Here is a 23,033-nt window from a genome sequence, read left to right as displayed (position 1 = left end):
CAGGACAAGCGACGCTTTGTCCATTGAAGCCAGCCACTTAACTATAGACATTTGTGCTGTTAAACAACGTTTTACCTCGTAAAACAGCATATTATGAATCGTAAATCATTTCTGAAAAATTCGCTGCTGGGCTCGTCGCTTTTGCTCCTGCCCGGCCCTGCGCACCACTTCTTTTCGGGCAGCAGTGTCAAGCCAGTAAAAATAACTGTCCGCGAGCCGCAGCAAAAAAACATCTGCGCTACCTGCGGCACCCGTTACGCCACTGCCAAAACCGCTACCGACACCTGCCCTATCTGCACCGACGAGCGCCAGTACGTAGGTGATGGCGGCCAAACCTGGCTCAGCTACAACAGTTTGGCAAAAGAGCACAGCATAAAGATCACTAAGTTGCAGGAGAACCTATATGAGCTGAAGATCACCCCTGATTTTGCCATCGGCCAGAAAGCGCTCCTGGTACTATCGAAAAATGGCAACGTGCTGTGGGACTGTATTCCTTACCTCGACGAGCAGACTATAACCTACATCAAGGCGTTGGGTGGCATAAAAGCCATTGCCATTTCGCACCCGCACTACTATAGTTTAATGGCCGAATGGGCTGCCGCCTTTAACTGCCCCATTTACCTGCACCACCTCGACAAACAATGGATACAGGACAAAAGCAAGCACCTACAACTATGGGAAGGCAACGAATTACAACTATGGGACGGGATGAAAGTTGTGCACACAGGCGGGCATTTTGATGGAAGTACCGTTATGCACCTGCCCCACCACGGCAACGGCACCCTGCTCACCGGCGATACCCTGTACGTTGCCCGCGACCGCCGGCATGTTTCGATGATGTATAGTTACCCCAACCTGGTGCCACTCCCTAAAAAAGCCATCGAGCAGATCCGCAACCGCGTAGAGCCGCTGGAATTTGACACCATTCACGGTGCTTTTGACGGGCAGCTTATAGCTACAGGCGCAAAGGATGCTTTCAGAAGATCGGTGAAGCGCTACCTGAAGATCTTTGAAGGGTAAGTAAAATTATGTGGTGGCTTGTGCGAGCCGGTTTGCAACTGGCTTTGCTTTGAAAAAGCAATACAAACTATAGCCGTAACTATAGAACTTTAGTTGATCCATAGAGCTGAGATGGCGCGAATCTGCGATCCGTGACTTATCTATAAAGTTAGACCTGTTATCCAACTGGGCGGGAAGACCAAACTATAGCCCACACGAGCGAGGGTGCCCGCGCTATAACAAATACCACAACTATAGCTCTTCCCAACTATAGCTTTCCGTAAACTATAGTTTCTGCTGGCGCAGAAAGCCAGTTACCTTGTCCCGAAGAATTTCGGGGAAACTGGCCCCATTGTTAGTTACGCTTACGCTAAACTTGCGGTATGGTCAAAAAGCAGAAAGCCGCTACTGGATAGTAACGGCTTTCTGCTTTTTAAAGAACAGGTTTATGAGTTCATTGTACAGCGTTCGCCAGCGTGCTCCAGTTCTAAAGTGGCATCAGTTATGGCAAAGGGTTTTAAGGTGTTGCGTATCTCCTGCTTCAGGGCGGCCATGGCAGTTGGCTCTTTTACAGATTCCACCACCACATGCGCCGACAATATGTGATGCTCCCCATCCAACGACCATACTTTAAGCTGATGCACATCCTGCACATTCGTAACAGAAAGCACCTGCGCCTTTACAGCATCCAGCTCTGTTGCCAGTGGGTTTTCCTGTAGCAGCACTTTTAAAGCAGCCCAGGCCCCTTTTACCGCATTCACCAGCATAAACAAGGCAATCCCGATTGAGAGCAGCGCATCGAGCCACGGCCACTCGAAGAACAGCAACACCACACTGGCTACCAGCACGGCGGCCCAGCCCAGCAAATCTTCGAGCATGTGCAGCGACACAGCCCGTTGGTTCAGGTTATGCCCGCCACGCAGCCTGAAGAAGGCCGCTCCGTTTACGCCCAGCCCAACTATAGCAAAAAGCAACATGCCATAAGGGTCAGGCATTTCGGGGCTTAGTAATCTTTCGGTAGCTTCTGAAAGCACAAACACAGAGCCAGTAATCAGGATAAGTGATGTCAAAAGTGCGCCTGCCACCGAATAGCGTTTGTAGCCATAGGTATAGCGCTCGTTGCCTTGCTGTTCTGATTTGCGCTGCAGAAAATAGCTTACGCCCAGGGTAAAGGCATCGCCGAAGTCGTGCAGCGCATCGCTCATAATGGCAACGCTGTTCACAAAAAAGCCCCCGATCAGCTCTACGATAGCAAAGCCCAGGTTCAGGAAAAAGGCAAACCGGATGTTACCGGTCGCGTGGTGGTGATGCCCGTGATGATGGTGATGATGTCCCATAGTATTATAGTTAAAGCCGTGCCCGGTAATCCGAAGCACGGCTGCTGTTACTGTTTTATTTCGTTTTAATTGGATTGCTTGGATGAAAGATGCGCTACTACAGCCAGTGCTACCAGTCCACCCATAATGGCGATGTTTTGAATGAAGTCCATGACAGCCGTTTGCTGCATCATACCTTCCATGTTCCAGAACGTGTGCATAAACAGCGTCATGGGCAATAGCAGTAGGATTAGAGCGATAGCAACTTGCTTTACCCTGAAACCGGCAAACAGCAGCAAGGCACCTGCCAGTTCTGTAACCATAGCTGCACCTAACAGCAGCGGCACAAACGGCAATCCTTTAGAGGCCATCCACATGGCAGGGCCATCCCAGAACAGCGCTTTATGCAGTCCGGCTATCAGGAATGTAACTCCGATCAGGATGCGGGAGATAAGTACAAAGGTTTTAACAGATGAATTTTTCATAGTTTCTGAATTTAATTTTGACTGAGTGATTGAGTGAATTATGAATGGTTTTGATGCTGGATGCTCATCAGAATTTTGCAAGGTTAGAACACAAACTGTGCGCCCAGCGCCAATTGGTTAGCGGATGTGGTTTTGTAGATTTCCTGTCCGTTCTCCAGCAGTCGCCAGTCGGTGTTGGCGCGATACCACTCCAGGGCTATACCCAGCGGTCCTGCATCATAGCGAAGCATGGGCACAATGATCTCGTTCTTCAGGCGGGCATTGCCGGGTACTGCTGCCAGCACATCCGTATCATTTGGGTTATCCTGTCCATACATTACCCAGGCGCTGAGGTGCTTACCGAACTTATAACCCGCCTGTCCCCAGGCACCGTAGCCTTCTATGTCGCCGAACTGCAGCAACTGGCCCCAACTCTGGCCGATGGCGCGGCCCCAATAGGCATTGCCCTGCAGCGTTGCGCCGCCATAAGTTAGCTTGGTACCTGCCTGTACGGCTTTGCCAGCCAGGTTGCTGCGTGTATCGCCCTGCACCAGGCGTTTGCGGTCGTAGTGGCCGGCTATGTTTATTTCCCATTTCAGCGGCCTGGTTTGGTTACTGATGTTCAGGCCAAGTTCTGTCTGCGGCACGCCAATCTCGCCTTCATCACGACCGTCGGCTTCCGCTTTCGGACCGATCCAGGAGCCGCGGAAAACAGCCACATCCAGGCGCACTCTGGTAGCAGCTTCCGGACTGCTCAGGCCCTGGTACAAAAACAGGCCGGGATTACGGAAACCGATGCCACCTGCCGAACCATAACCCATCGCGAAGTGTGTTACGGAATTAGGAAAATGCGCTACCATCGGGGTCCAGTTCTGGCCCAGGCGCACCCGGGTCTGTCCTTTCTGCACTTCCACGTAGGCAAGGCGTACACGCGGCAGCAGGTTCTCGTCAGCAAAGCCTCCTATGCCCGCCGTTCCCCCTAAAAAGTCCAGCTCGGCGCGACCAGTGGCCGTGATGCCATGCGGCAGGTTGTAGGCTGTACCTTTAAAGATGAGCCAAGTCTTGCGCAGGTCGCCACCGAACTGGTACTCGTCCTGGGTAGGCTGTTTCGGGTTCGCCCACATGGTAATGGCACCATCTCCCATGCCAAACGTGCCGTCCTGCACAAAGCCCGATGCCGTGATGATACCGTTTATGCCTGATCTGAAATAGGGCTTGCCCGCCTGGGTGGTATCGGGCTTTAGAGAGGCCGGAAAGTTCAGGTCTATCTGGGCATTTGCCTGTTGGATTAGCAGCATACTGATGGCAGCTGCACTTAAAAAGGTGCGTACTATTTTTTTCATAGGTCTATCTGTAAAATTTAGAAAATAAGCTAGCTGGCCGCCTTTTCAGGGGCAGCTATAGTTTGAGGTTTTATAGTTCTGGATGACTGTTATTTTACTGGCAGTGCTCCTTTGTTCCGGAGGTTTGCCAGTAGCGCTGTGCGAAAAGACCGGTTTTTGTTGCAGCGGTGCAAAAGTCTATAGTTGCCAGCTATAGCTCAATGCACAAAACAGCAGTTTTGCTGCACAATTCTGCGAACCGTAGCAAACTGTTTAAGCCGGCTATAGTTCAACAGAGATTTAAGTTGGTAGTAGTTTTGAATTTTAACTCTCTCATGTTCTTATAGTTTTATATTGATGAACATGCCAAAGGTAGGGTGCGTGGTCGGCAGTGCTGTTACAGGATTTTGGGTGAGAGTTGTAGGATTTTATCGTCTATAATACATAACGCTTAGATTTATATATACTCATTTAATTTTCCCAATGAGCTTTATTTATTTATTTTACTTTTTAAATAATATCTAAAATTTTACCAACACAACCTTTAACCATGAAAATAGCTTTTATTATTGGAAACGGATTTAATTATTTAATCGAATCAATAATTAGAAATACAGATGAATTAGAGTTGCCGGCAAGACTCCATTCGTCAAAAGATGAACTAAGTGATAGAATAAAATCAATTTCTTCTTTATGGAAAAAGTTCGATTTACTGTTCCATGAGTTAAAGAAAGGGTATCCCTCAGTAAATGAAGAAGAACTAATAAGAATGATTTATGCTGTCCTTGACTTCTTTTCTAGTATAGAAGCTTTTGAAAAAGTAATAGGGAAAGAAGAAATTGAAAGGATAAAACATACTTTTAATTTTCTATTAATAGATAAAATTAAAGAAATAGCAGAAGAATTTAGACAACATGAAACATCTGAAGGTTATAAAGATTTAAAGCGAATCTTCCCTTACTTTGGAGATTCATTCAAGAATTTGTTAGATAAAAATTCTATAACATCCTGTGACATTTTTACAACAAACTATGACGGTATTTTTGATACCCTATTGACTAAAAGCTCGCAGAGAGGCTTTCTAGGTGCAGATGGATTTGGAAGAACTTATGATGTTCCAGGCTATTTTAAATTATATGAAGATAATTTAAAAAGTGACCTTCGAGTTTTACACATCCATGGTTCTTATCGTTTTGAAAAGAAATTCGGTAATACATATAAAACTCCAAAGGATGCAATAAACGGTGATCCTGTTATCATTTTTAATAATCCCTATCAAAAAGAAGAATTAATAAATAGGAACCCTGTCTTAAATAGGTATTTTTTGGCTTTACAAGAGGCTTTAGAATCAGCTGATAAGCTTATAATTCTTGGGAATTCAATGAAAAACGAGCCTCACTTGAAAAAAATAATTAAGAATAAGTTTAATGCTGAAAACAAGTCAATCTATGTATGTTCTAGAACTCCTTCAGAGGTAAAAAAGGAGATTAATCAGCAACTTAACTATGAAGTTTTTGAACGCACTACTAAACATATAACTTCAATAAATGGCCTGATAAATCTTATAGATGAAATCATACAGCACTCCCCTTCCTCAAAAATAAAATAAATATTAATTATAAATCTTCAAGATGTGAATTACAACCCGCCACACAACCTAAACCCTGCGTGGCGGTTTCTTTTCTCCCCAACTATAGTTTACCCATACACCTTTAGTACCTGCCCCGTCAGCGCACTTTCTAAACTTTTGATGTAGGCATTTACCACGCGAGGCATGGGTACAGGGTTGTGGCCGGGGAAGCTGGCACCTATAGTTGCAACGGAATCCTCTACCAGGCCGGGACTTATTGTGTTCAGGCGCACGCCGTTTTCCAGTTCGGTAGCGGCAGCCATGGTAAAGCCGTGCAGGGCGCTGTTGATCATGCTCAGCGAAGTGCCGCCGCGTATGGGCTCGTCGGCCAGGATGCCGGATGTTAAGGTAAAGGAGCCGCCGGGGTTTATGTAGTGTTGGCCTATCAGTACCAGGTTTATCTGCCCCATCAGTTTGCTTTTAATGCCTTCGTAAAAGTCGTCGGTGCGCAGGTCGGGTAAGCTGGCAAATATGCCGTGCCCTGTTGCCGAAACCAGTGCATCAAACTTACCTACTGTCTCGAACATTTCCCAGATGCTGTCGGGCTGCGTAATGTCCAGTTTTATATCTGCGTTGTGGCGGCTGGCGGTTATCAGGTGGTGCTTTGAGGCGAGTGCCTGCTGCAGATGGCGGCCAATGGTGCCGGTGGCACCTACTAAAATGATCTTCATAGTTTTGGTATAGTATAGTTTATACCTGCAAAGGACGCAACTTACGCAGCCACACCTGTTACACAACTATAGCTTCGTGTTGCATAATTTGAATAGCACAGGCGCACCTACCATGATTAATGAAGCCGGTAACACAAGTATATTACCGGCTTCTCTCCTTTCAACTATAGTTACTCAATCTATTACTTTATCTATAGTTTTGCGCTTGCTGGTCTTAATTTCTTTAAAATGACTGGCGGTAAGGCCGGTTACTTTCTTAAACTGGTTCGAGAGATGCGCCACACTACTATAGCCCAGTTCATAGGCAATCTCTTTCAGGCTTAGCTCATTGTATACCAGCAGTTCCTTCACCTTCTCGATGCGCTGCAGGATCACATATTTTTCTATCGTTACGCCTTCGGTAGCCGAGAACAAGGTGCTGAGTGTGTGGTAATCTATACCCAGTTTCTTAGCCAGATAATCCGACATGTTCAGGTGCATGCCTGCTTCGCCCTGCTGGTGTATCAGCTCAATCACGGCCAGTTTTACCTGCTCTATTAAGAGTACCTTGCGGTCGTCCAGCAATTCAAAACCATTTACGGCCAGCACCTGTCGCACGTCTTCTAAATTTATAGTATTGGCTTCCAGTTCAGCTTCGCCTAATTCTACCTGCTGCACGCTATAGCCCAGCTTTGTCAGTTCCTGCTCCACCACGCGCTTGCAGCGGTCGCACACCATGTTTTTGATAAAGATCTTTATATGTTCCATAGGTATATTTTGTGCAGCAAACATAGCAGGTCTTCGGCGGCCAACTATTACATCATCTTCTGTTTGATTTACAGATTTTCTGTTTTGCTAAAAACACGCCGCAGAGAGCTGTACATTTGTGCAAGAGAAGTACCTGTTTGTCTATTGAGTCCGGAGCACTAACAAGAGATCTTTGTGCCTGTACAACAGGAGTAGCACAAAAAATACTTTTTGAGTCTCAGACAATTAATAAAAATCTCTCATGCAGCTTACCTGCTGAGGCAACCGGCACCTTAGGGTGTACATCTCTAAACCTAAACCAACCTACCACTATGAAAAAGTCTTACCTACTGTTGCTCCTGCTGCTGCAACTTGCAAATACAGGGCGCACCCAATCCGCAAAACCAGACACCATCAGCTTTACAACTTATTTTAAGGAGATAGAGACCGCCACAAAAAAGCACAGGCAGCTCTGGAACATGGACCTATATACTTCCATCCTGATCGTGGACCCACAGACCAGAAAAATAGTAGCGAACGAAGCCGACACAGCAGGAATTTTAACCGGCAGCGCAGACCGGTTTACAGGTTACCTGCCACCCCAAGTAAACGTAGCCAACACAGCCCTGCATTGGGGCGGTAAACACTGGGCCATGCTCCTGCTTCCACTGCCTCAGGATAAACACGAGCGGATCAATTTACTAGCTCATGAGCTGTTCCATAAAACGCAGCCGTCCTTGGGCTTTGCGCTCCATAACGCGGCCAACAACCACCTGGATGAGAAGAACGGGCGAATCTATTTACGGCTGGAGCTGGAAGCACTCAAAAAGGCACTACAGGCATCACCCGATCGGGAGCGAAAGCAATACCTCACCCATGCCTTTACCTTCCGAAAGTATCGCCACCAGCTTTACCCGGATGCTGACTCCACAGAAAACCTGCTGGAGCTTAACGAGGGACTGGCAGAGTATACGGGTTTTGTGATCAGCGAAAGAAGCAGAAAGCAGGCGGTTGTGCATTTTGAGAACAGCATCAATTCCTTTCAGCAAAACCCGACGTTTGTGCGCTCCTTTGCCTACCACACCATCCCAGTTTACGGTTATTTGCTTAGCAGCCGCAACAAGTACTGGAACAAGAAAATCTCCCCCGACACTGATCTCACCAGCTATTTTATAGATGCTTTCGAAATAGAGGTACCACAAGATCTGAGGCATGAAGCCGAACGAATAGCAGCGGACTATAACGGCAGGCAAATAATGGCAGAAGAAACAAAACGGGCAGTAGAGAAAAGAAAACTTGTAGCCGAGTACAAAAGCAAATTTGTGGAGCAGCCGCACGTGGAGCTATACTTTGAGAAGATGAATGTCTCCTTCGACCCCCGTAACATGATGCCCTTAGAAGACAAAGGCACCGTTTATCCTACCATCCGTGTCACCGACAACTGGGGTATCCTGACAGTAGAAAATGGTGCCCTGATGAGCCCGGACTGGAAAAAGATCTCCCTCACATTGCCGACAGAACTTAACGGAAATAAAATCTCAGGAGACGGCTGGACTCTTGAACTGAACGAGTCTTACACGCTGACTATGAACAGCAGCAGTGGCAACTACATACTTTCAAAAAAGAAGTAACACATCATCACCTATACATAAAACCTAACAAGACAATCTGATAGCCAATGATGCCGAAGGCGTGATCCTGGGCTGTACCGAGGTTCCGCTTCTTGTCAGGCCAAAGGACAGGGATGTGGTGCTCTTCGATACATCCACCATACATGCCACACAGGCAGTTGAGACGGCACTGTTATCTTAGGTTAAAGTAAAATACTCTGCTGTAGCTGCTTGAGATAAAAGTGTATTATTGGCTACTTAATTCCTACAACACAAAAATTAAAACTATGATCAGGTTAATACTAACACTACTACTCTTTCTTACACAACTGCTGGTGCACGGCCAGGAGAATGTTATATGGAAATTTGAAACCAAAGGCAGAGTGTACTCCTCCCCTTTAGTAGATGGAGAGTTGCTATTTACAGGAAGCGGTGATCACACATTTTATGCGCTGAATAAATTTAGCGGCAAAGAAGTATGGACGTTCAAAACCGGTGGCGCCGTATATTCCTCTCCTGTTGTGCAGGGTAGCCTGGTATACATCGGCAGCGCTGACGGTAACCTATATGCCCTGAACAAAGCGAACGGAAAACTGATGTGGGTCTTTAAATCCGAAGGTGAAAAAGCTTATGACCTGTGGGATTATTACTTGTCTTCTCCAAGCGTAGAGCACAACACCGTTTACTGGGGAAGCGGGGACAGCCACCTCTATGCATTGGATAATGCAACGGGCAAGCTGAAGTGGAAATTTAAGACCGGAGACACCATTCATGCCTCCCCAGCTGTTCAGGATGGTAAGGTGTACTTCGGCAGCTTCGATGGCCACTTCTACTCGCTGGATGCAGAGAGCGGCAAGCTACTGTGGCAGTTCCGGACAGTCGGCGATACTCACTTTCCGAAAGGAGAAATACAGGAAGCTGCGCTTGTGCAAGATGGCGTGGTATACTTTGGCAGCCGGGACTACAACATTTATGCCCTGGATGTTAAAACCGGTAGAGGGAAATGGAACATGAAGGAGCGCGGCAGCTGGATCATCGCCACTCCCCTGCTCTACAAGGATAACCTCTACGTAGGCACCTCCGACACCCATGCCTTCTACTGCTTAAGCAAAACGGATGGGCAGATGAAGTGGAAATTACCGCTTAACATGCGTGTGTACGGAGCGGCAGTGGCACATGAAAACCTTATTTACTTCGGCTGCTTCAACGGAAAACTCTATGGCGTTGACCACGCTAGCGGCGAGGTGAAGTGGGAGTTTCAGACGGAAAGCAGCAGGATAAACTCCTCGGAAGTGTACGACGAAAAAGATGAGTTCAGGAAAGACTTTGTGCTCTATGGCAAAACAATGGAGGAGGTGAAGCAATCAGAAAGCAAGATCCACCAACTGGGCTCTATACTATCGAAGCCAGCCATCGACGGGCAAACCATCTACTTCGGGAGCTCAGACGGGTACCTCTATGCTGTAAAACTTAAGAACTAGAATTTCCTGCACAATTGTCCAACACAAGTAACGGTTTATCCATTGAGCCGGCAACTCCTCTACACGTACTTTGCCACATACAACTATAGTCAGAAATAAACTTTTGATAAACTTATAGTTACAGCGCAAACAATAACTACAGGCAACCGACACCTAATTATTTTCATCTCTAAACAAAAACCAACCTACCACTATGAAAAAGATATTACTCTCCTTAGCCCTGTTAGCAGGTTTCAGCATCAGTCCTGTTAAGGCGCAGGTCAAAACTTCGGAAGGTAAAAATGAGCAGGCACAGGTAATGCTGCTGGGCACTTTCCATTTTACCTACCGCAACAAAGACATTATTGTAACCGAGAAAAAAGACCAGCTGGATGTGCTCTCAGAAGAAGGCCAGCGCGACATACAGAAGATCACTAAACAAATGGCCAAGTTTAAGCCTACAAAAATTGCTGTAGAAATAATGCCCGAAGAACAACCCCGAATAGACTCGCTGTACCAGGCCTACCTGGATGGCCGCTACGAGCTTGGTGTAGATGAAGTATACCAGTTAGGCTTCAGGCTGGCAAAGCAGTTAGGCCACCAGCGGGTATACTGCATCAATGCCTGGGGTAACCTGGATAGCTACCAGAAGCCCGGTGGGAAGCCTCTGGAGATAAGCGAAGAAGCTGCAGCCCGCCATGCCAGCTTCTGGAAGTACCTGCGCAAAACCACCATCGCCCGCGACTCTGTAGCCAAGCTATCTGGCAAAATGCCACGCACCGTTTATGACATGCTACGCTATGAAAACCAGCCGGAAACGATACGCACACGGCATGCCAACTATTTTAGGGAAGCATTCCGTTACGAAGAACAGACGCACGATTACATGGGTGTAGACTGGTACAGCGCTACCTGGTTTAACCGTAACCTGCGCATTTTCCGCAACATACAGCGCATTACCGAAAGCCCGGAGGATCGAATACTGGTGATATATGGCGCAGCCCATGTGGCAACTATACAGCAGGCCGTAGAAAGCTCGCCTACGCACAGGTTAGCACATGCCTATAAGTTGCTGAAGTAGCACTGCCAACCTAGGGCTAAAAAGCTGGAACTATAGCCCTGCAAAAGCAAAAGCCGCATCCTGTTTTGGATGCGGCTTTTATATTAAGCTACGATGCTAAACCTTAAAAAGAGTGCGTAAATATCGTTAAATTTTAATATACTGCAACTGCAAAATCATACTTTACCCGAAAGCAAACTATGCCCTCTACTTCTACTCCAACTATAGAAAGCTTCATCTCCCGATGGAAAGCTTCCGGCGCTTCAGAACGTGCTAATTACCAGTTGTTTTTGACGGAGCTGTGTGAGCTGCTGGGCGTGGAAAAACCGATGCCGGCCACCGACAAGGTACACGAAGCCAACTATACTTTTGAGCGGCCTGTGGTGTTTGATGATGGCGAAGGCCGGACGAGCACCAACTTTATCGACCTCTACAAGAAAGATTGCTTCGTGCTGGAAGCCAAACAGGGCGCCGACAAAGCAACCACAACCGAAGCTGAATTGCTGGGCGCTGAACGCGCAAAGACCAAATCCGGTACTGCCACCCGCGATACCCGCACCTGGGACCGCGAAATGAAAAAGGCCAAAGAACAGGCCCTGCGCTACGCCCGCTCGCTGCCGACTACCGAAGGCTGGCCGCCGTTCCTGGCGGTGGTGGATGTGGGGTATTGCATCGACCTGTATGCTGACTTTGCGCGGCAGGGAAAGACCTATGTGCCCTTCCCCGACCCGCAGAACTATAGAATTACCTTAGAAGAACTGGCCCAACAGGAAGTGCGCGAGCGCCTGCGTTTGCTCTTTACCGAGCCGCTGGAACTGGACCCAAGCCGACGTGCGGCCCGTGTAACAAGGCAGCTGGCCGAGCGGCTGGCTAAGCTGGCGGCATCGCTAGAGCAGACCGGCTATACACCCGAGCAGGTGTCGGGTTTCCTGATGCGCTGTTTGTTTACCATGTTTGCCGAAGACGTGCAGTTGCTGCCCGAAAAATCGTTTACCAAACTGCTGCAGGACTACCGCCAGAATATAACCTACTTCCCCGATGCACTGAAGGCGCTGTGGCAAACGATGGACAGAGGTGGATTTGACCCGGCCCTGCGCACCAACATACCGCAGTTTAACGGCTACCTGTTTAAAGACCCCGAAGCGTTGCCCATTACCGAAGCCCAACTGGACCTGCTTATACTTGCCGCCGAAGCCAATTGGGCCGATGTGGAGCCTGCCATTTTCGGCACCTTGCTGGAGCGGGCTTTGCAGCCGCGCGAGCGCCACAAACTGGGTGCCCACTACACGCCCCGCGCCTACGTGGAGCGCCTGGTAATGCCAACCGTAATTGAGCCGCTGCGCGAAGAGTGGGAAGCTGCCCGCACCGCCTCGGCCATACTTGAAGACAGCGGCGACGAAGTTGGAGCCCGAAAAGAGATCGAGAGCTTCCACCGCCGTTTGTGCTCGGTGCGCGTGCTGGACCCGGCCTGCGGAAGCGGCAACTTTTTGTACGTGACCCTGGAGCACCTCAAAAGGCTGGAAGGCGAAGTGCTGGAGTACCTGGAGCATTTCCCGGGGCAGCGGACCCTGGACATGACAGGCGGCTATACCGTAACTCCTGCTCAGCTGCTGGGCCTGGAAGTAAACCCACGGGCAGCGGCCATCGCCGACGTGGTGCTCTGGATCGGGTACCTGCAGTGGCACTTCCGGGCGCACGGCTCGGCCACCCGCCTGAGCAACCCTATTTTGCGCGAGTACGGCAACATCAAGCAGCAGGACGCGGTGCTGAGCTACACCGACCGCAAACCCCGCCTCGACGCCAACGGACAGCCCGTTACCCGCTGGGACGGCCACAGCACCAAACCGCACCCGGTTACCGGACAGGAAGTGCCCGACGAAACCGCCCGAACTATAGTTTACGATTACCTGGACCCCAAACCCGCCACCTGGCCCGAAGCAGATTTTATAGTTGGCAACCCGCCGTTTATAGGTGATAAGGCGATGCGTGGTGCTTTAGGTGATGGTTATGTGGATGCATTACGAAAAACATACAAAGGTATAGTCCCGGAAAGTGCGGATTTTGTAATGTACTGGTGGAATAAAGCGGCTGAAATTATGCGTGCTTATAAGGCTGAACGCTTCGGTTTCATCACTACAAATAGTATAAAGCAGACCTTTAACCGTCGAGTTATACAGGCTCATATGGAAGGGAAAGAGCCTTTATCTTTAGTTTATACCATACCTGATCATCCTTGGGTAGATAGTGCTGATGGAGCTGCTGTTAGAATTGCGATGACTGTCGCCGAATTAAACGCTACTTCTGGAAGGCTAGATAAAATTATCAATGAGTACCCTGGCGAAGTAGAAGGCAAGGTAATTTTCTCAGAAAGCTATGGCAGTATCAACTCTGATTTAACTTTGGGAGCTGACGTAACAAGTGCTGTTACCTTAGATTCAAATTCTAATATTTCAAGTGTTGGCATGGGGCTTTATGGTGCTGGTTTTCTACTAAATCCAATAGAAGCTAAAGCCATGGGTTATGGAGAAGACCCTAAGATAAATGAGCATATCAAACCATATTTGAATGGGAAAGACCTAACGCAAAACTCTAGAGATTTATATGTGATTGACTTATATGGATTAACAGAAAGTCAAGCTAGGCAGAAATTTCCACAGTTATATCAGCATGTTCTAAATAATGTAAAACCCGAAAGGGACCAAAATAACAGAGCTTCTTATAAGAAAAATTGGCTTTGGTTTGGAGAGGCAAGGCCGTTACTAAGAGAAGCACTCAAAGGATTAGGAAAGTATATAGCCACAGTTTATACTTCAAAGCATAGAATTTTCACTTTCCTAGATTCCAATATTTTACCTGATTCAATGATTATCGCGATTGCACTTGAAGATTACTATCATCTTGGAGTATTGTCAAGTTCAATACATATTAAATGGTCTCTAGCTGCTGGTGGAACACTTGAAAGTCGCCCTAGATATAACAAATCCCGTTGCTTCGACACCTTCCCCTTCCCTGCCGCCACCGAAGCACAGCAGGAGCAGATCCGAAGTATAGCCGAGCAGCTGGACGAGCACCGCAAGCAGCGGCAGGCGCAGCACCCCACGCTAACTATAACCGACATGTATAACGTGCTCGAGAAACTTCGGTCGGGCGAAGCGCTGAATGCCAAAGAGCAGAAAACCCACGAACAAGGGCTGGTAAGTATACTTTTGCAGCTGCACCAGGAGCTGGATGCCGCCGTAGCCGCCGCCTATGGCTGGCCTGCCAACCTGCCCGAAGAAGAGATACTGGAGCGCCTCGTGGCCCTGAACAAAGAACGCGCCGCCGAAGAAGCACGCGGCCAGATCCGCTGGCTCCGGCCAGAGTACCAGAACCCGCAAGGCACCCAGCAAACCGATATGGGCATAGAAACCAAATCCAAAGCTGTGAAAGCCACTGCTAAGGAAGTACTGGCCTGGCCAAAAACGCTCTCGGAGCAGGCACAGGCCGTGCAACGTGCCCTGCAACTACACGAGCGCCCGGCCACCGCACAGGAGCTTATCCATCAGTTCAAGCCCGTAGCCAAAGCACAGCAACCGCAGCGCCTGCAACAGATAGATAGCCTGCTGCAAACGCTTCATGGGTTAGGATTACTAAGGAAGACGGAGAAAGAACAATATGTGAAATAAGACATCCTGACTCAGCGAAAATCAGCATAGTGGTTTGGTAGTCTTCAGAGCATCGTGGGGCAAATGACCGTACATGATATATCCGAAAAGGTTACCCGATACAGGTCCATAAAACTGAAAAGCTATGAATAAAGATCACAGACACCACGAACATCACAGCCACAAAGAACAGTCTGTAAACAAGACAGAAAAAACAGAAGAGCGCCTGCAAGAAAAAACCCTGCATGGCCATAGCGATGCCATGCACAGCGACACGCGCCATCACCCACCACACCAGGGACACGCGGCACACGGTGAAGCCGGGCACGACCATCACCGCATGATGATCGAAGATTTTAAGAAGCGTTTCTGGGTATCGCTGGTGCTGTCGGTTCCGGTGATCGTGCTAAGCCCGATGGTGCAGCACATTCTTGGCTTTTCGCTGGATGTGCCCTATGGCATGTACATCGCTTTTGCACTTTCCAGTATCATCTATTTTTACGGTGGCTGGCCTTTCCTGACAGGTTTAGTAGAAGAAGTAAAGAAAGGTGCACCGGGCATGATGACGCTGATAGGTGTTGCCATTTCCGTGGCCTATGTGTATAGCACCGCCGTTGCTTTCGGGCTCGAAGGCATGGACTTTTTCTGGGAACTGGCCACCCTGATCGTGATCATGCTACTGGGGCACTGGATCGAAATGAGATCGGTGCTGGGGGCATCTAAAGCCCTGGAACTGCTGGTAAGCATGATGCCATCCGAAGCGCAGGTGATCAGAAACGGAGAGACTATAACCCTAAAAGTTGAAGACCTGCAGCCAGGTGACCTGATCCTGGTAAAGCCCGGAGAGAAAGTTCCTGCTGACGGGGTGGTGGTACAGGGTGATAGTTACCTGAATGAGAGCATGCTGACCGGCGAGAGCAAACCGGTGCAGAAAAGGAAAGATGATAACGTAATCGGCGGAGCCATCAACGGGAACGGTTCGCTGCAGGTGCGTGTGGTTAGCACCGGCAAAGACAGCTATCTGAACAAAGTGATCAACCTGGTGCAGGAAGCACAGAAAACAAAATCAGACACGCAGCGCCTGGCCGATAAAGCAGCTAAATGGCTCACCTACGTGGCACTGGTCGCCGGCTTTGGCACCTTTGCCGTCTGGTTGTTGGTGGGCGCTGAACTGGACTTTGCCCTGGAGCGGATGGTAACGGTGATGGTGATTTCCTGCCCGCACGCACTAGGCCTGGCCATTCCGCTGGTAGTAGCTATCTCCACAGCTGTTTCTGCCAATAACGGGCTTCTGATACGCAACCGAACTGCCTTTGAGAATTCCCGCCTGATCACGACCATCATCTTCGATAAAACAGGCACCCTGACGCAAGGCTCTCATGAAGTGGAACAGGTTGTTTCCTTCGACCAGCGTTTCCCTGAGCAGGAACTGCTACGCCTGGCTTCGGGTGTGGAACAGAACTCCGAACACTATATCTCGCAGGGTATTCTGCGTAAAGTAAAAGCGGATGGCATTGCCGTACCTGCTTCAGAAAACTTTAATTACTTGCCTGGCAAAGGACTGGAAGGCACTGTGGAAGGCAGCGATGTAAAAGTGGTTGGCCCAAACTATATAAAAGAATATGGCATACAAGTGCCGGAAAGTAAGGCCGAAGAAGGTGTAGAAACGGTGGTTTATGTGCTGGTGGACCAGCAGGTTGCCGGCTACATTACCATGCGCGACCAGATACGACCGGAGTCTGCAGGCGCTATAAAAGTATTAAAGGAGAACGGCATTAAGAACCTGCTCTTGACCGGTGATAATGAGCGCGTAGCCAAAAACGTGAGCGATAAACTGGGTATGGATGGATACCTGGCCAATGTGCTACCACACCAGAAACAGGAGAAGATAAAAGAGCTGCAGGCCCAGGGAGAGTTTGTGGCCATGACCGGAGACGGTGTTAACGATGCTCCTGCCCTGGCGCAGGCTGATGTAGGCATTGCAGTAGGTTCTGGCACCGACGTAGCCGCCGAGACAGCTGACATCATTTTGGTAAACAGCAACCCGCAGGACATTGCCTCGCTTATCATGTTCGGCAAAGCTACTTACCGGAAAATGATCCAAAACCTGATCTGGGCGACAGGCTACAACGTCATAGCACTTCCATTGGCTGCTGGCGTACTGTATCAGCAGGGAATCATGGTTTCTCCGGCCATTGGTGCTGCACTTATGAGCCTGAGCACCGTGATTGTAGCTATCAATGCGCAGCTGTTGCGCAGACAGATAAAGTAACTATATTAGCTGAAACATTATACCCTATTATTGTACAAAAGAGTTCTTTTCTTAACTCGCGAAAAGCAAAATGCCTTTTGTGTCTACTCCTTTAGCTCTTGTGTTGGGCGTGCAATGCTTTTCTTCACTTCTATTTCATCCGGTAAGCCTGTAGTAGATCTCTTCCAAGATCGCCGTTAGTCTGAGCAGGTTAACCTGGATCAATTTCGGGTTCCAGTGATAAGTTGGTATACTTTGAACTGCTCAGGTTCTAGCTTATGCTGCATCAGAAACAAGCTTTTGAAGCTGGAAACGCAGAAGCAGTATGAAACCTGAATCAATTAGTTTCAGCCCTTCTCAGTCAAGTTGAAGAGATCTTTCCACAGTACCCATCATAGAATCGGCACTTGTATAATTAACCAACTAAAGTGTGAACTCACAATTATTTATCAGTTCATACCCTATTTATCAGCTTTCATACAACAAAATACGGTGTTCGGAAAAGTTCATTTTAAGCAGTACCAATACCACCATAATTTTGCTTATGATTTAGAGAGTGGCACTAAAAGTATGACATGAGGTTATTAAAACTATAAAGCTTTCCGGAAATTTTATAAAGTCTTACTTCCAGTAGCAAAATACCTTTGTGTCGCTTATCCCATTGTTCCTATATATATTACAAAATAAAACCATGAAACAATTATTGAGCTTACTAGTGCTACTGCTTTGCCTATCGACATCTGTGGCAGTAGCACAGGAGAAAGTAACCGTCAGCGGTTATGTAAAAGATAAAGCCACTGGCGAAGGATTAATCGGCTCTTCGGTTAGCGTGCAAGAGCTACCGGGTACTGGCGTTACTACCAACGAGTACGGCTACTACGCTCTTACCCTACCTAAAGGCACCTACACCCTTACCTTCAATTATCTTGGGTATATAACTATCTCCAGACAAGTGCACCTACAGAGCAGCACGAAACTTGACACAGAATTGGAGCAAAATGTGACTAAGTTGAAAGAAGTGGAAGTTGTATCGCGTAGGGAAGACACCAACGTGAAAAGCATGGAGATGAGCACCCTGAAGATGCAGGTGGCCGAAATAAAAAACATGCCTGCCCTGCTGGGTGAAGTAGATCTGGTAAAAGCCATACAGCTACTGCCAGGTGTGCAGAATGCCGGCGAAGGCACATCGGGCTTTTATGTGCGTGGCGGCGGTGTGGACCAAAACTTAATTCTTTTGGATGAAGCACCTGTGTATAATGCCTCGCACCTGATGGGCTTTTTCTCAGTATTTAATGCCGATGCTATTAAAGACGTGCAGCTCTACAAAGGGGGAATTCCAGCCCAACATGGCGGCAGGCTTTCTTCCCTTCTGGACATCCGCATGAAAGAGGGGAACAATAAAAACTTGGAAATATCGGGTGGTATAGGTACTATCTCCAGCCGCCTGACAGTTGAAGCACCCATTATCAAAGACAAAAGTTCCTTTATAGTATCAGGCCGCCGCACGTATGCCGACATCTTCTTTGGATTGAGCAGCGATGAGAATGTAAAAAATAACAAACTGTACTTCTACGACCTGAACACCAAGCTCAACTATACTTTAAACGAAAAGAACCGCCTATATGTGTCAGGTTACTTTGGACGCGATGTAGCAGCCACCAACGACTTTAAGATGAACTGGGGTAATGCCACTGCCACTGTGCGTTGGAACCACCTGTTTAGTGACAGACTTTTCTCCAACACCACCTTTATCTTCTCCGACTTTGACTATGCTCTTGGCTCAAAAGAAAAAGAATCTGAATTTACCTGGAAGTCACACATCAAAGATTATGGATTAAAGAATGACTACACTCTTTTTCTAAATCCAAGGAACCAGCTGCGGTTTGGCCTGCACCTGACTTACCATAACTTTATGCCTGCTGAAGTTAAACCGGGCAAATTCTCTTATGTTAACGCGCTTAAACTAAATTCTACGAGTGCGCTGGAGGGAGCGCTATACCTGAGCAATGAGCACCAGATCACGGACCGGTTAACCCTTGATTATGGCTTAAGGTTATCCAGCTTTACGAACATGGGACCGGGCAAAGTGTACCTGTACGATGAAAACTTTGATACGCCGGTAGATACTGTAACCTATAGCCGATTTGAGAAGATAAAAAGCTATGGTGGGTTGGAGCCACGCTTTGCAGCCAAGTATGAACTGAATGATGCAAGCTCTATTAAGGCATCTTACAACCGAACACTGCAATACCTGCACCTGGTGTCAAATTCTACATCCGCAATGCCATTTGATGTATGGATACCAAGCAGCACGTATGTAAAACCACAGAAGGCTGATCAGGTAGCAGCCGGCTACTTCCGCAACTTTCAGGATAACATGTTTGAAGGCTCTGTGGAAGTATACTACAAGTGGATGGACAACCAGATCGACTATAAGGATTACGCAGAGATATTCCTGAACGAGCGCCTGGAGACAGAGTTACTACGGGGCAGCGGCGAAGCCTATGGAGCTGAATTTTACCTGCGCAAGCAGAAGGGGTTACTGACTGGCTGGATAAGCTATACTTTATCTAAAACAGAACGCACAGTACCAGGAATTAATAATAACAAGTCTTACCCGCTGCGCTATGACCGCCGCCACTCCGGAAACCTGGTGCTTAGCTATCAGTTTAGCCCAAGTATAAACCTGGGAACTAACTGGACTTACGCTACAGGTGGGGCTATTACCATGCCGGTCGGCCGTTACGAGTATAATGGCAAAACTTACCCTGTTTACTCTGAGCGTAACGGTTACCGCCTGCCAGATTACCACCGCTTAGACCTTTCCGCTACCTATGAGAAGCCGAGGAATGAGTTTAAGAAATACACCAGTTCCTGGACGCTGAGTATCTACAATGCATATGCACGCAAAAACGCTTTCTCTATCTACTTCCGCGAGAACGAAGATGACAGCAGCAAAACAGAAGCTGTAAAAACGTACCTGTTCGGTATTGTGCCATCTCTTACCTATAACTTCAATTTTTAATCAGACGCAAAATGAAAAAGATACTTTTATACTTGCTGGCTATGCTTATGCTGGCCTTTACCAGCTGCGAAGAAGTGATTGATTACGAACTGGACACAGCTGAGAGCAGATTAGTAGTGGAAGGTTTGTTAACAGATCAGCCGGGCCCGTATAAGGTGCGCTTATCCAATACCAAGGGGTACCTGGATGAAGGACGTACAACAGGCGTTAACGGTGCATTGGTCATTATTTCCGACAATCATGGCCATACAGACACACTGAAAGCGGCCGGCGAGGGTCTGTACCAGACAAACACGTTGCAGGGTATCCCTGGCTACACCTATTATTTTAAAGCTGTGGTTAACGGCAAAGAATACACTGCTCAGAGCTATATGCCTGCTGTCTCTCCGCTTGATTCATTAACATTCGAATACAAAGCTGCAGGACATATGGAAGATGAAGGTTATTACCCTATCGTCCATTTCGGAGACCCGGCAGGTAAAGGCAATAACTACCGCTGGAATGTTTATATTAATGGAGTATTAGAGCCCGATGAGTTGGCTGTGCTGAATGATGAGCTTTATGACGGTAATTATGGCCATGCCAATATGCAGTTTGCTGTACAAAAAGGAGACAGATTAAGAGTTGAAGTGTATGGTATCGACAAGCCAGCTTACGACTTCTGGTTTGCTCTTCTAAACCAGCAAAATTCTTCTGGTGGCCCTTTTGAAGGTACACCTGCCAATGCTCCTTCCAACATTAGTAACGGGGCTATAGGCTACTTTGGAGCTTCTGCAGTTTCAATCATAGAAGCAGAAGCACAATAAGCAAATCATCAACTTGCCATCAGATCTAACCCTGCTCCACCTATGAACAGTAGGGTTTGATCTTAAAGCTTTCAAGAAGAGCTTTACCTTTTATTCAGAGTCAACCTGAACAAACATGAATGTATGAAGCTAGCTAGCTTAATCAGAGAGAAAAGTAATAAGGAAACTATAAAATTAAAGCTCGTTTCAGCTGTTTTACTTTCTGTATTGTATACAAGTGCATTGGCATTTGTTATTTATGGCTCCTTGTTTTACCCGGTAAGCCACCTTTTATTTGATCTTATTTACGCCTTTGTTTATTTCTTGCTCTTATATGAAGGATACCGCTTACTTATAATCCAACAGGAAAAGTATCTGTCCTTTTTAAAAGCCTTGTACCTAAAGTATATTGTTGGGCTGCTTGTATTCCAGTTGTTTAGCCTGCTGTTAGTTTTTCTGATAGGTATCGTGCCCTTTGTATTTATACTTCAGATGGAGCCCATAGGTAAAATAGACTTTGAAGTTGAATTACGATTAAACGCAGTCATCAACCTGTTATTCTCTGGAGTTTATTTCTCAGCTCTTACAGGTTTGAATGCTCTTAAAAGTTACCATAAGGCAGCTGTCAACGCAGAGGTACTACAGAAAGAAATTGCACAGGCGCAGTACGAAGGCTTAAAAAACCAGGTTAATCCCCACTTTCTGTTCAACAGTCTTAATGTGTTATCATCGTTGGTGCATGTAGATGCCGATCTTTCAGAAAAGTTTATTGATCGGCTTGCAAAAGCTTACCGTTATGTGCTGGAGCAGCGTGATCAGGAGTTAGTACCGCTAAAAACAGAGATTGATTTTATAAACGCTTTCATTTTTCTGCTTAAAATTCGATTTGAAGATAAGCTACAGGTAAACGTATCCATTCCTGCAGAAAAGCTGAACCTTTACATTCCTCCCTTAACCTTACAACTGCTGATTGAAAACGCTGTTAAACACAATGAGCTATCTAAAAGCAGCCCCTTGGTAGTAGACATAAGAGCGGAAGATGATGGTTACCTGGTGGTGCAGAATAATGTGCAGTTAAGGAAGCAGGAGTTTGCTTCTACAGGTGTTGGATTGAAAAATATTACAAACCGATATAGTTATTTTACACCGAAAAAAGTAACTTTCCAGCTGTCTGACAGCCTGTATCAGGCGAGGGTTCCATTACTGACCTAGCTTGCAAAGAGCTGTAAAATGTAAGGGCTTCTCCTGTTTCAGGAGTTGCATTGTTCTGGTTCTCCTTATCTAATAGCTCATGAAAGTAGCAATCATTGAAGATGAGTCACTTGCTGCCAAAAGGCTGGCAAGTCTGCTGATTAAATGCGACAACAGCATTACAGTAGAAGCTGTTTTACCGTCTGTAAAAGAGAGTGTAAAATGGCTGAGCACACATCCTCAACCCGACCTGCTCTTCATGGACATTCACCTGGACGATGGGCAAAGCTTTGCAATCTTTGATCAGGTGGAGTGTTTTACACCGGTAGTTTTTACTACTGCCTACGACGACTATATGATCAAGGCGTTTAAAGTAAACAGCATCGATTATCTGTTAAAACCTATCAACCAGGATGAATTACAAGCCAGCATTACTAAATTTAAGAAGTTAAATAGTACAGCTGGTATTAGTTCTGATTCTTTAAAGCAGCTTCTAAATGCGACACTTCATAAAGAGCCTACCTATAAATCCAGATTTCTAATAACACAGGGCAGTAAAATAAGAACTATAGATATAGCTGATGTTGCTTATTTTTACTCTGAAGAAAAACTGACATTCCTGGTAACAAAGGAAGGACAACGCCTGCCTGTAGATTATACACTGGAAAAGCTGTCTAATATTCTAGACCCAAAGCATTTCTTCCGAATTAACAGGCAGTTCATCATACACCTGAGGTCTATCAATTCTATTCATAAATATTCCCCTACCCGACTGAAAGTTGAGTTGCAGCCTGCCACTCTTAAAGAGATATTTGTAAGTATAGAAAAATACACAGCATTCAAAGAATGGCTTGATGCTTAGCCTATTCTATTTTAGAA

General features: G+C 47.0%; 16 protein-coding genes. 11 read left to right on the top strand and 5 right to left on the bottom strand.

The window, feature by feature from the left end; all coding sequences use genetic code 11:
- The first annotated feature begins 93 nt into the window (after positions 1-93).
- Positions 94-1,020: an MBL fold metallo-hydrolase gene (locus tag Q1A23_RS04750; RefSeq protein WP_299820235.1), complete on the top strand. Its 927-nt coding sequence runs from the start codon at positions 94-96 to the stop codon at positions 1,018-1,020.
- Between the two features lie 425 nt (positions 1,021-1,445).
- On the opposite strand, the gene Q1A23_RS04745 is transcribed toward Q1A23_RS04750, so the two are convergent.
- The 3 genes from Q1A23_RS04745 to Q1A23_RS04735 form a co-directional block, all read right to left on the bottom strand.
- A complete protein-coding gene (locus Q1A23_RS04745; RefSeq protein ID WP_299820232.1) occupies positions 1,446-2,336 on the bottom strand; it encodes a cation diffusion facilitator family transporter in 891 nt (296 codons plus the stop codon).
- A gap of 65 nt (positions 2,337-2,401) precedes the next feature.
- Entirely contained in the window at positions 2,402-2,800 is a 399-nt protein-coding gene (locus tag Q1A23_RS04740; protein ID WP_299820229.1) for a DoxX family protein, read from the bottom strand.
- A gap of 83 nt (positions 2,801-2,883) precedes the next feature.
- Positions 2,884-4,122 carry a hypothetical protein gene (locus tag Q1A23_RS04735; protein ID WP_299820226.1) on the bottom strand — a complete coding sequence of 413 codons (1,239 nt, stop codon included), beginning with the start codon at positions 4,120-4,122 and terminating at the stop codon, positions 2,884-2,886.
- 529 nt (positions 4,123-4,651) lie between these two features.
- Between Q1A23_RS04735 and Q1A23_RS04730 the strand changes: the two genes are divergently transcribed.
- Complete coding sequence (locus Q1A23_RS04730) at positions 4,652-5,710, top strand: SIR2 family protein (protein WP_299820223.1); 1,059 nt, start codon at positions 4,652-4,654, stop codon at positions 5,708-5,710.
- Between the two features lie 89 nt (positions 5,711-5,799).
- On the opposite strand, the gene Q1A23_RS04725 is transcribed toward Q1A23_RS04730, so the two are convergent.
- Positions 5,800-6,402 carry a short chain dehydrogenase gene (locus Q1A23_RS04725; RefSeq protein WP_299820220.1) on the bottom strand — a complete coding sequence of 201 codons (603 nt, stop codon included), beginning with the start codon at positions 6,400-6,402 and terminating at the stop codon, positions 5,800-5,802.
- Positions 6,403-6,576: 174 nt separating this feature from the next.
- Positions 6,577-7,149 carry a helix-turn-helix domain-containing protein gene (locus Q1A23_RS04720; RefSeq protein WP_299820217.1) on the bottom strand — a complete coding sequence of 191 codons (573 nt, stop codon included), beginning with the start codon at positions 7,147-7,149 and terminating at the stop codon, positions 6,577-6,579.
- Positions 7,150-7,460: 311 nt separating this feature from the next.
- On the opposite strand from Q1A23_RS04720, the gene Q1A23_RS04715 reads away from it, so the two are divergent.
- The 9 genes from Q1A23_RS04715 (at position 7,461) to Q1A23_RS04675 (ending at position 23,016) form a co-directional block, all read left to right on the top strand.
- Positions 7,461-8,759 (top strand): hypothetical protein, encoded by a 1,299-nt coding sequence (locus Q1A23_RS04715; protein ID WP_162345806.1) that lies wholly within the window; start codon positions 7,461-7,463, stop codon positions 8,757-8,759.
- Positions 8,760-9,025: 266 nt separating this feature from the next.
- Positions 9,026-10,219, top strand: a complete 1,194-nt coding sequence (locus tag Q1A23_RS04710; RefSeq protein WP_299820210.1) for a PQQ-binding-like beta-propeller repeat protein — start codon at positions 9,026-9,028, stop codon at positions 10,217-10,219.
- A 193-nt stretch (positions 10,220-10,412) separates the two neighbouring features.
- Complete coding sequence (locus Q1A23_RS04705; RefSeq protein WP_299820207.1) at positions 10,413-11,279, top strand: DUF5694 domain-containing protein; 867 nt, start codon at positions 10,413-10,415, stop codon at positions 11,277-11,279.
- A 179-nt stretch (positions 11,280-11,458) separates the two neighbouring features.
- Positions 11,459-14,923, top strand: a complete 3,465-nt coding sequence (locus Q1A23_RS04700; RefSeq protein WP_299820204.1) for a DNA methyltransferase — start codon at positions 11,459-11,461, stop codon at positions 14,921-14,923.
- A 124-nt stretch (positions 14,924-15,047) separates the two neighbouring features.
- Positions 15,048-17,174, top strand: coding sequence for a copper-translocating P-type ATPase (locus Q1A23_RS04695; RefSeq protein WP_299820201.1), 2,127 nt, complete (start codon positions 15,048-15,050; stop codon positions 17,172-17,174).
- A 670-nt stretch (positions 17,175-17,844) separates the two neighbouring features.
- Complete coding sequence (locus Q1A23_RS04690; protein ID WP_299820198.1) at positions 17,845-20,178, top strand: TonB-dependent receptor; 2,334 nt, start codon at positions 17,845-17,847, stop codon at positions 20,176-20,178.
- A gap of 11 nt (positions 20,179-20,189) precedes the next feature.
- The gene (locus tag Q1A23_RS04685) at positions 20,190-20,984 is read left to right on the top strand and encodes a DUF4249 domain-containing protein (RefSeq protein WP_162345801.1); all 795 of its coding nucleotides are present in this window, start codon (positions 20,190-20,192) and stop codon (positions 20,982-20,984) included.
- A gap of 372 nt (positions 20,985-21,356) precedes the next feature.
- Complete coding sequence (locus Q1A23_RS04680; RefSeq protein WP_299820188.1) at positions 21,357-22,175, top strand: histidine kinase; 819 nt, start codon at positions 21,357-21,359, stop codon at positions 22,173-22,175.
- A gap of 79 nt (positions 22,176-22,254) precedes the next feature.
- The gene (locus Q1A23_RS04675; RefSeq protein ID WP_299820185.1) at positions 22,255-23,016 is read left to right on the top strand and encodes a LytTR family DNA-binding domain-containing protein; all 762 of its coding nucleotides are present in this window, start codon (positions 22,255-22,257) and stop codon (positions 23,014-23,016) included.
- Positions 23,017-23,033 lie beyond the last annotated feature (17 nt).

Origin of the sequence: uncultured Pontibacter sp. (assembly GCF_947492645.1) — a bacterium.
Lineage (GTDB): Bacteria > Bacteroidota > Bacteroidia > Cytophagales > Hymenobacteraceae > Pontibacter.
Note: the sequence above shows the minus strand (reverse complement) of the source record. Positions and strands in the feature narration are given on the sequence as shown.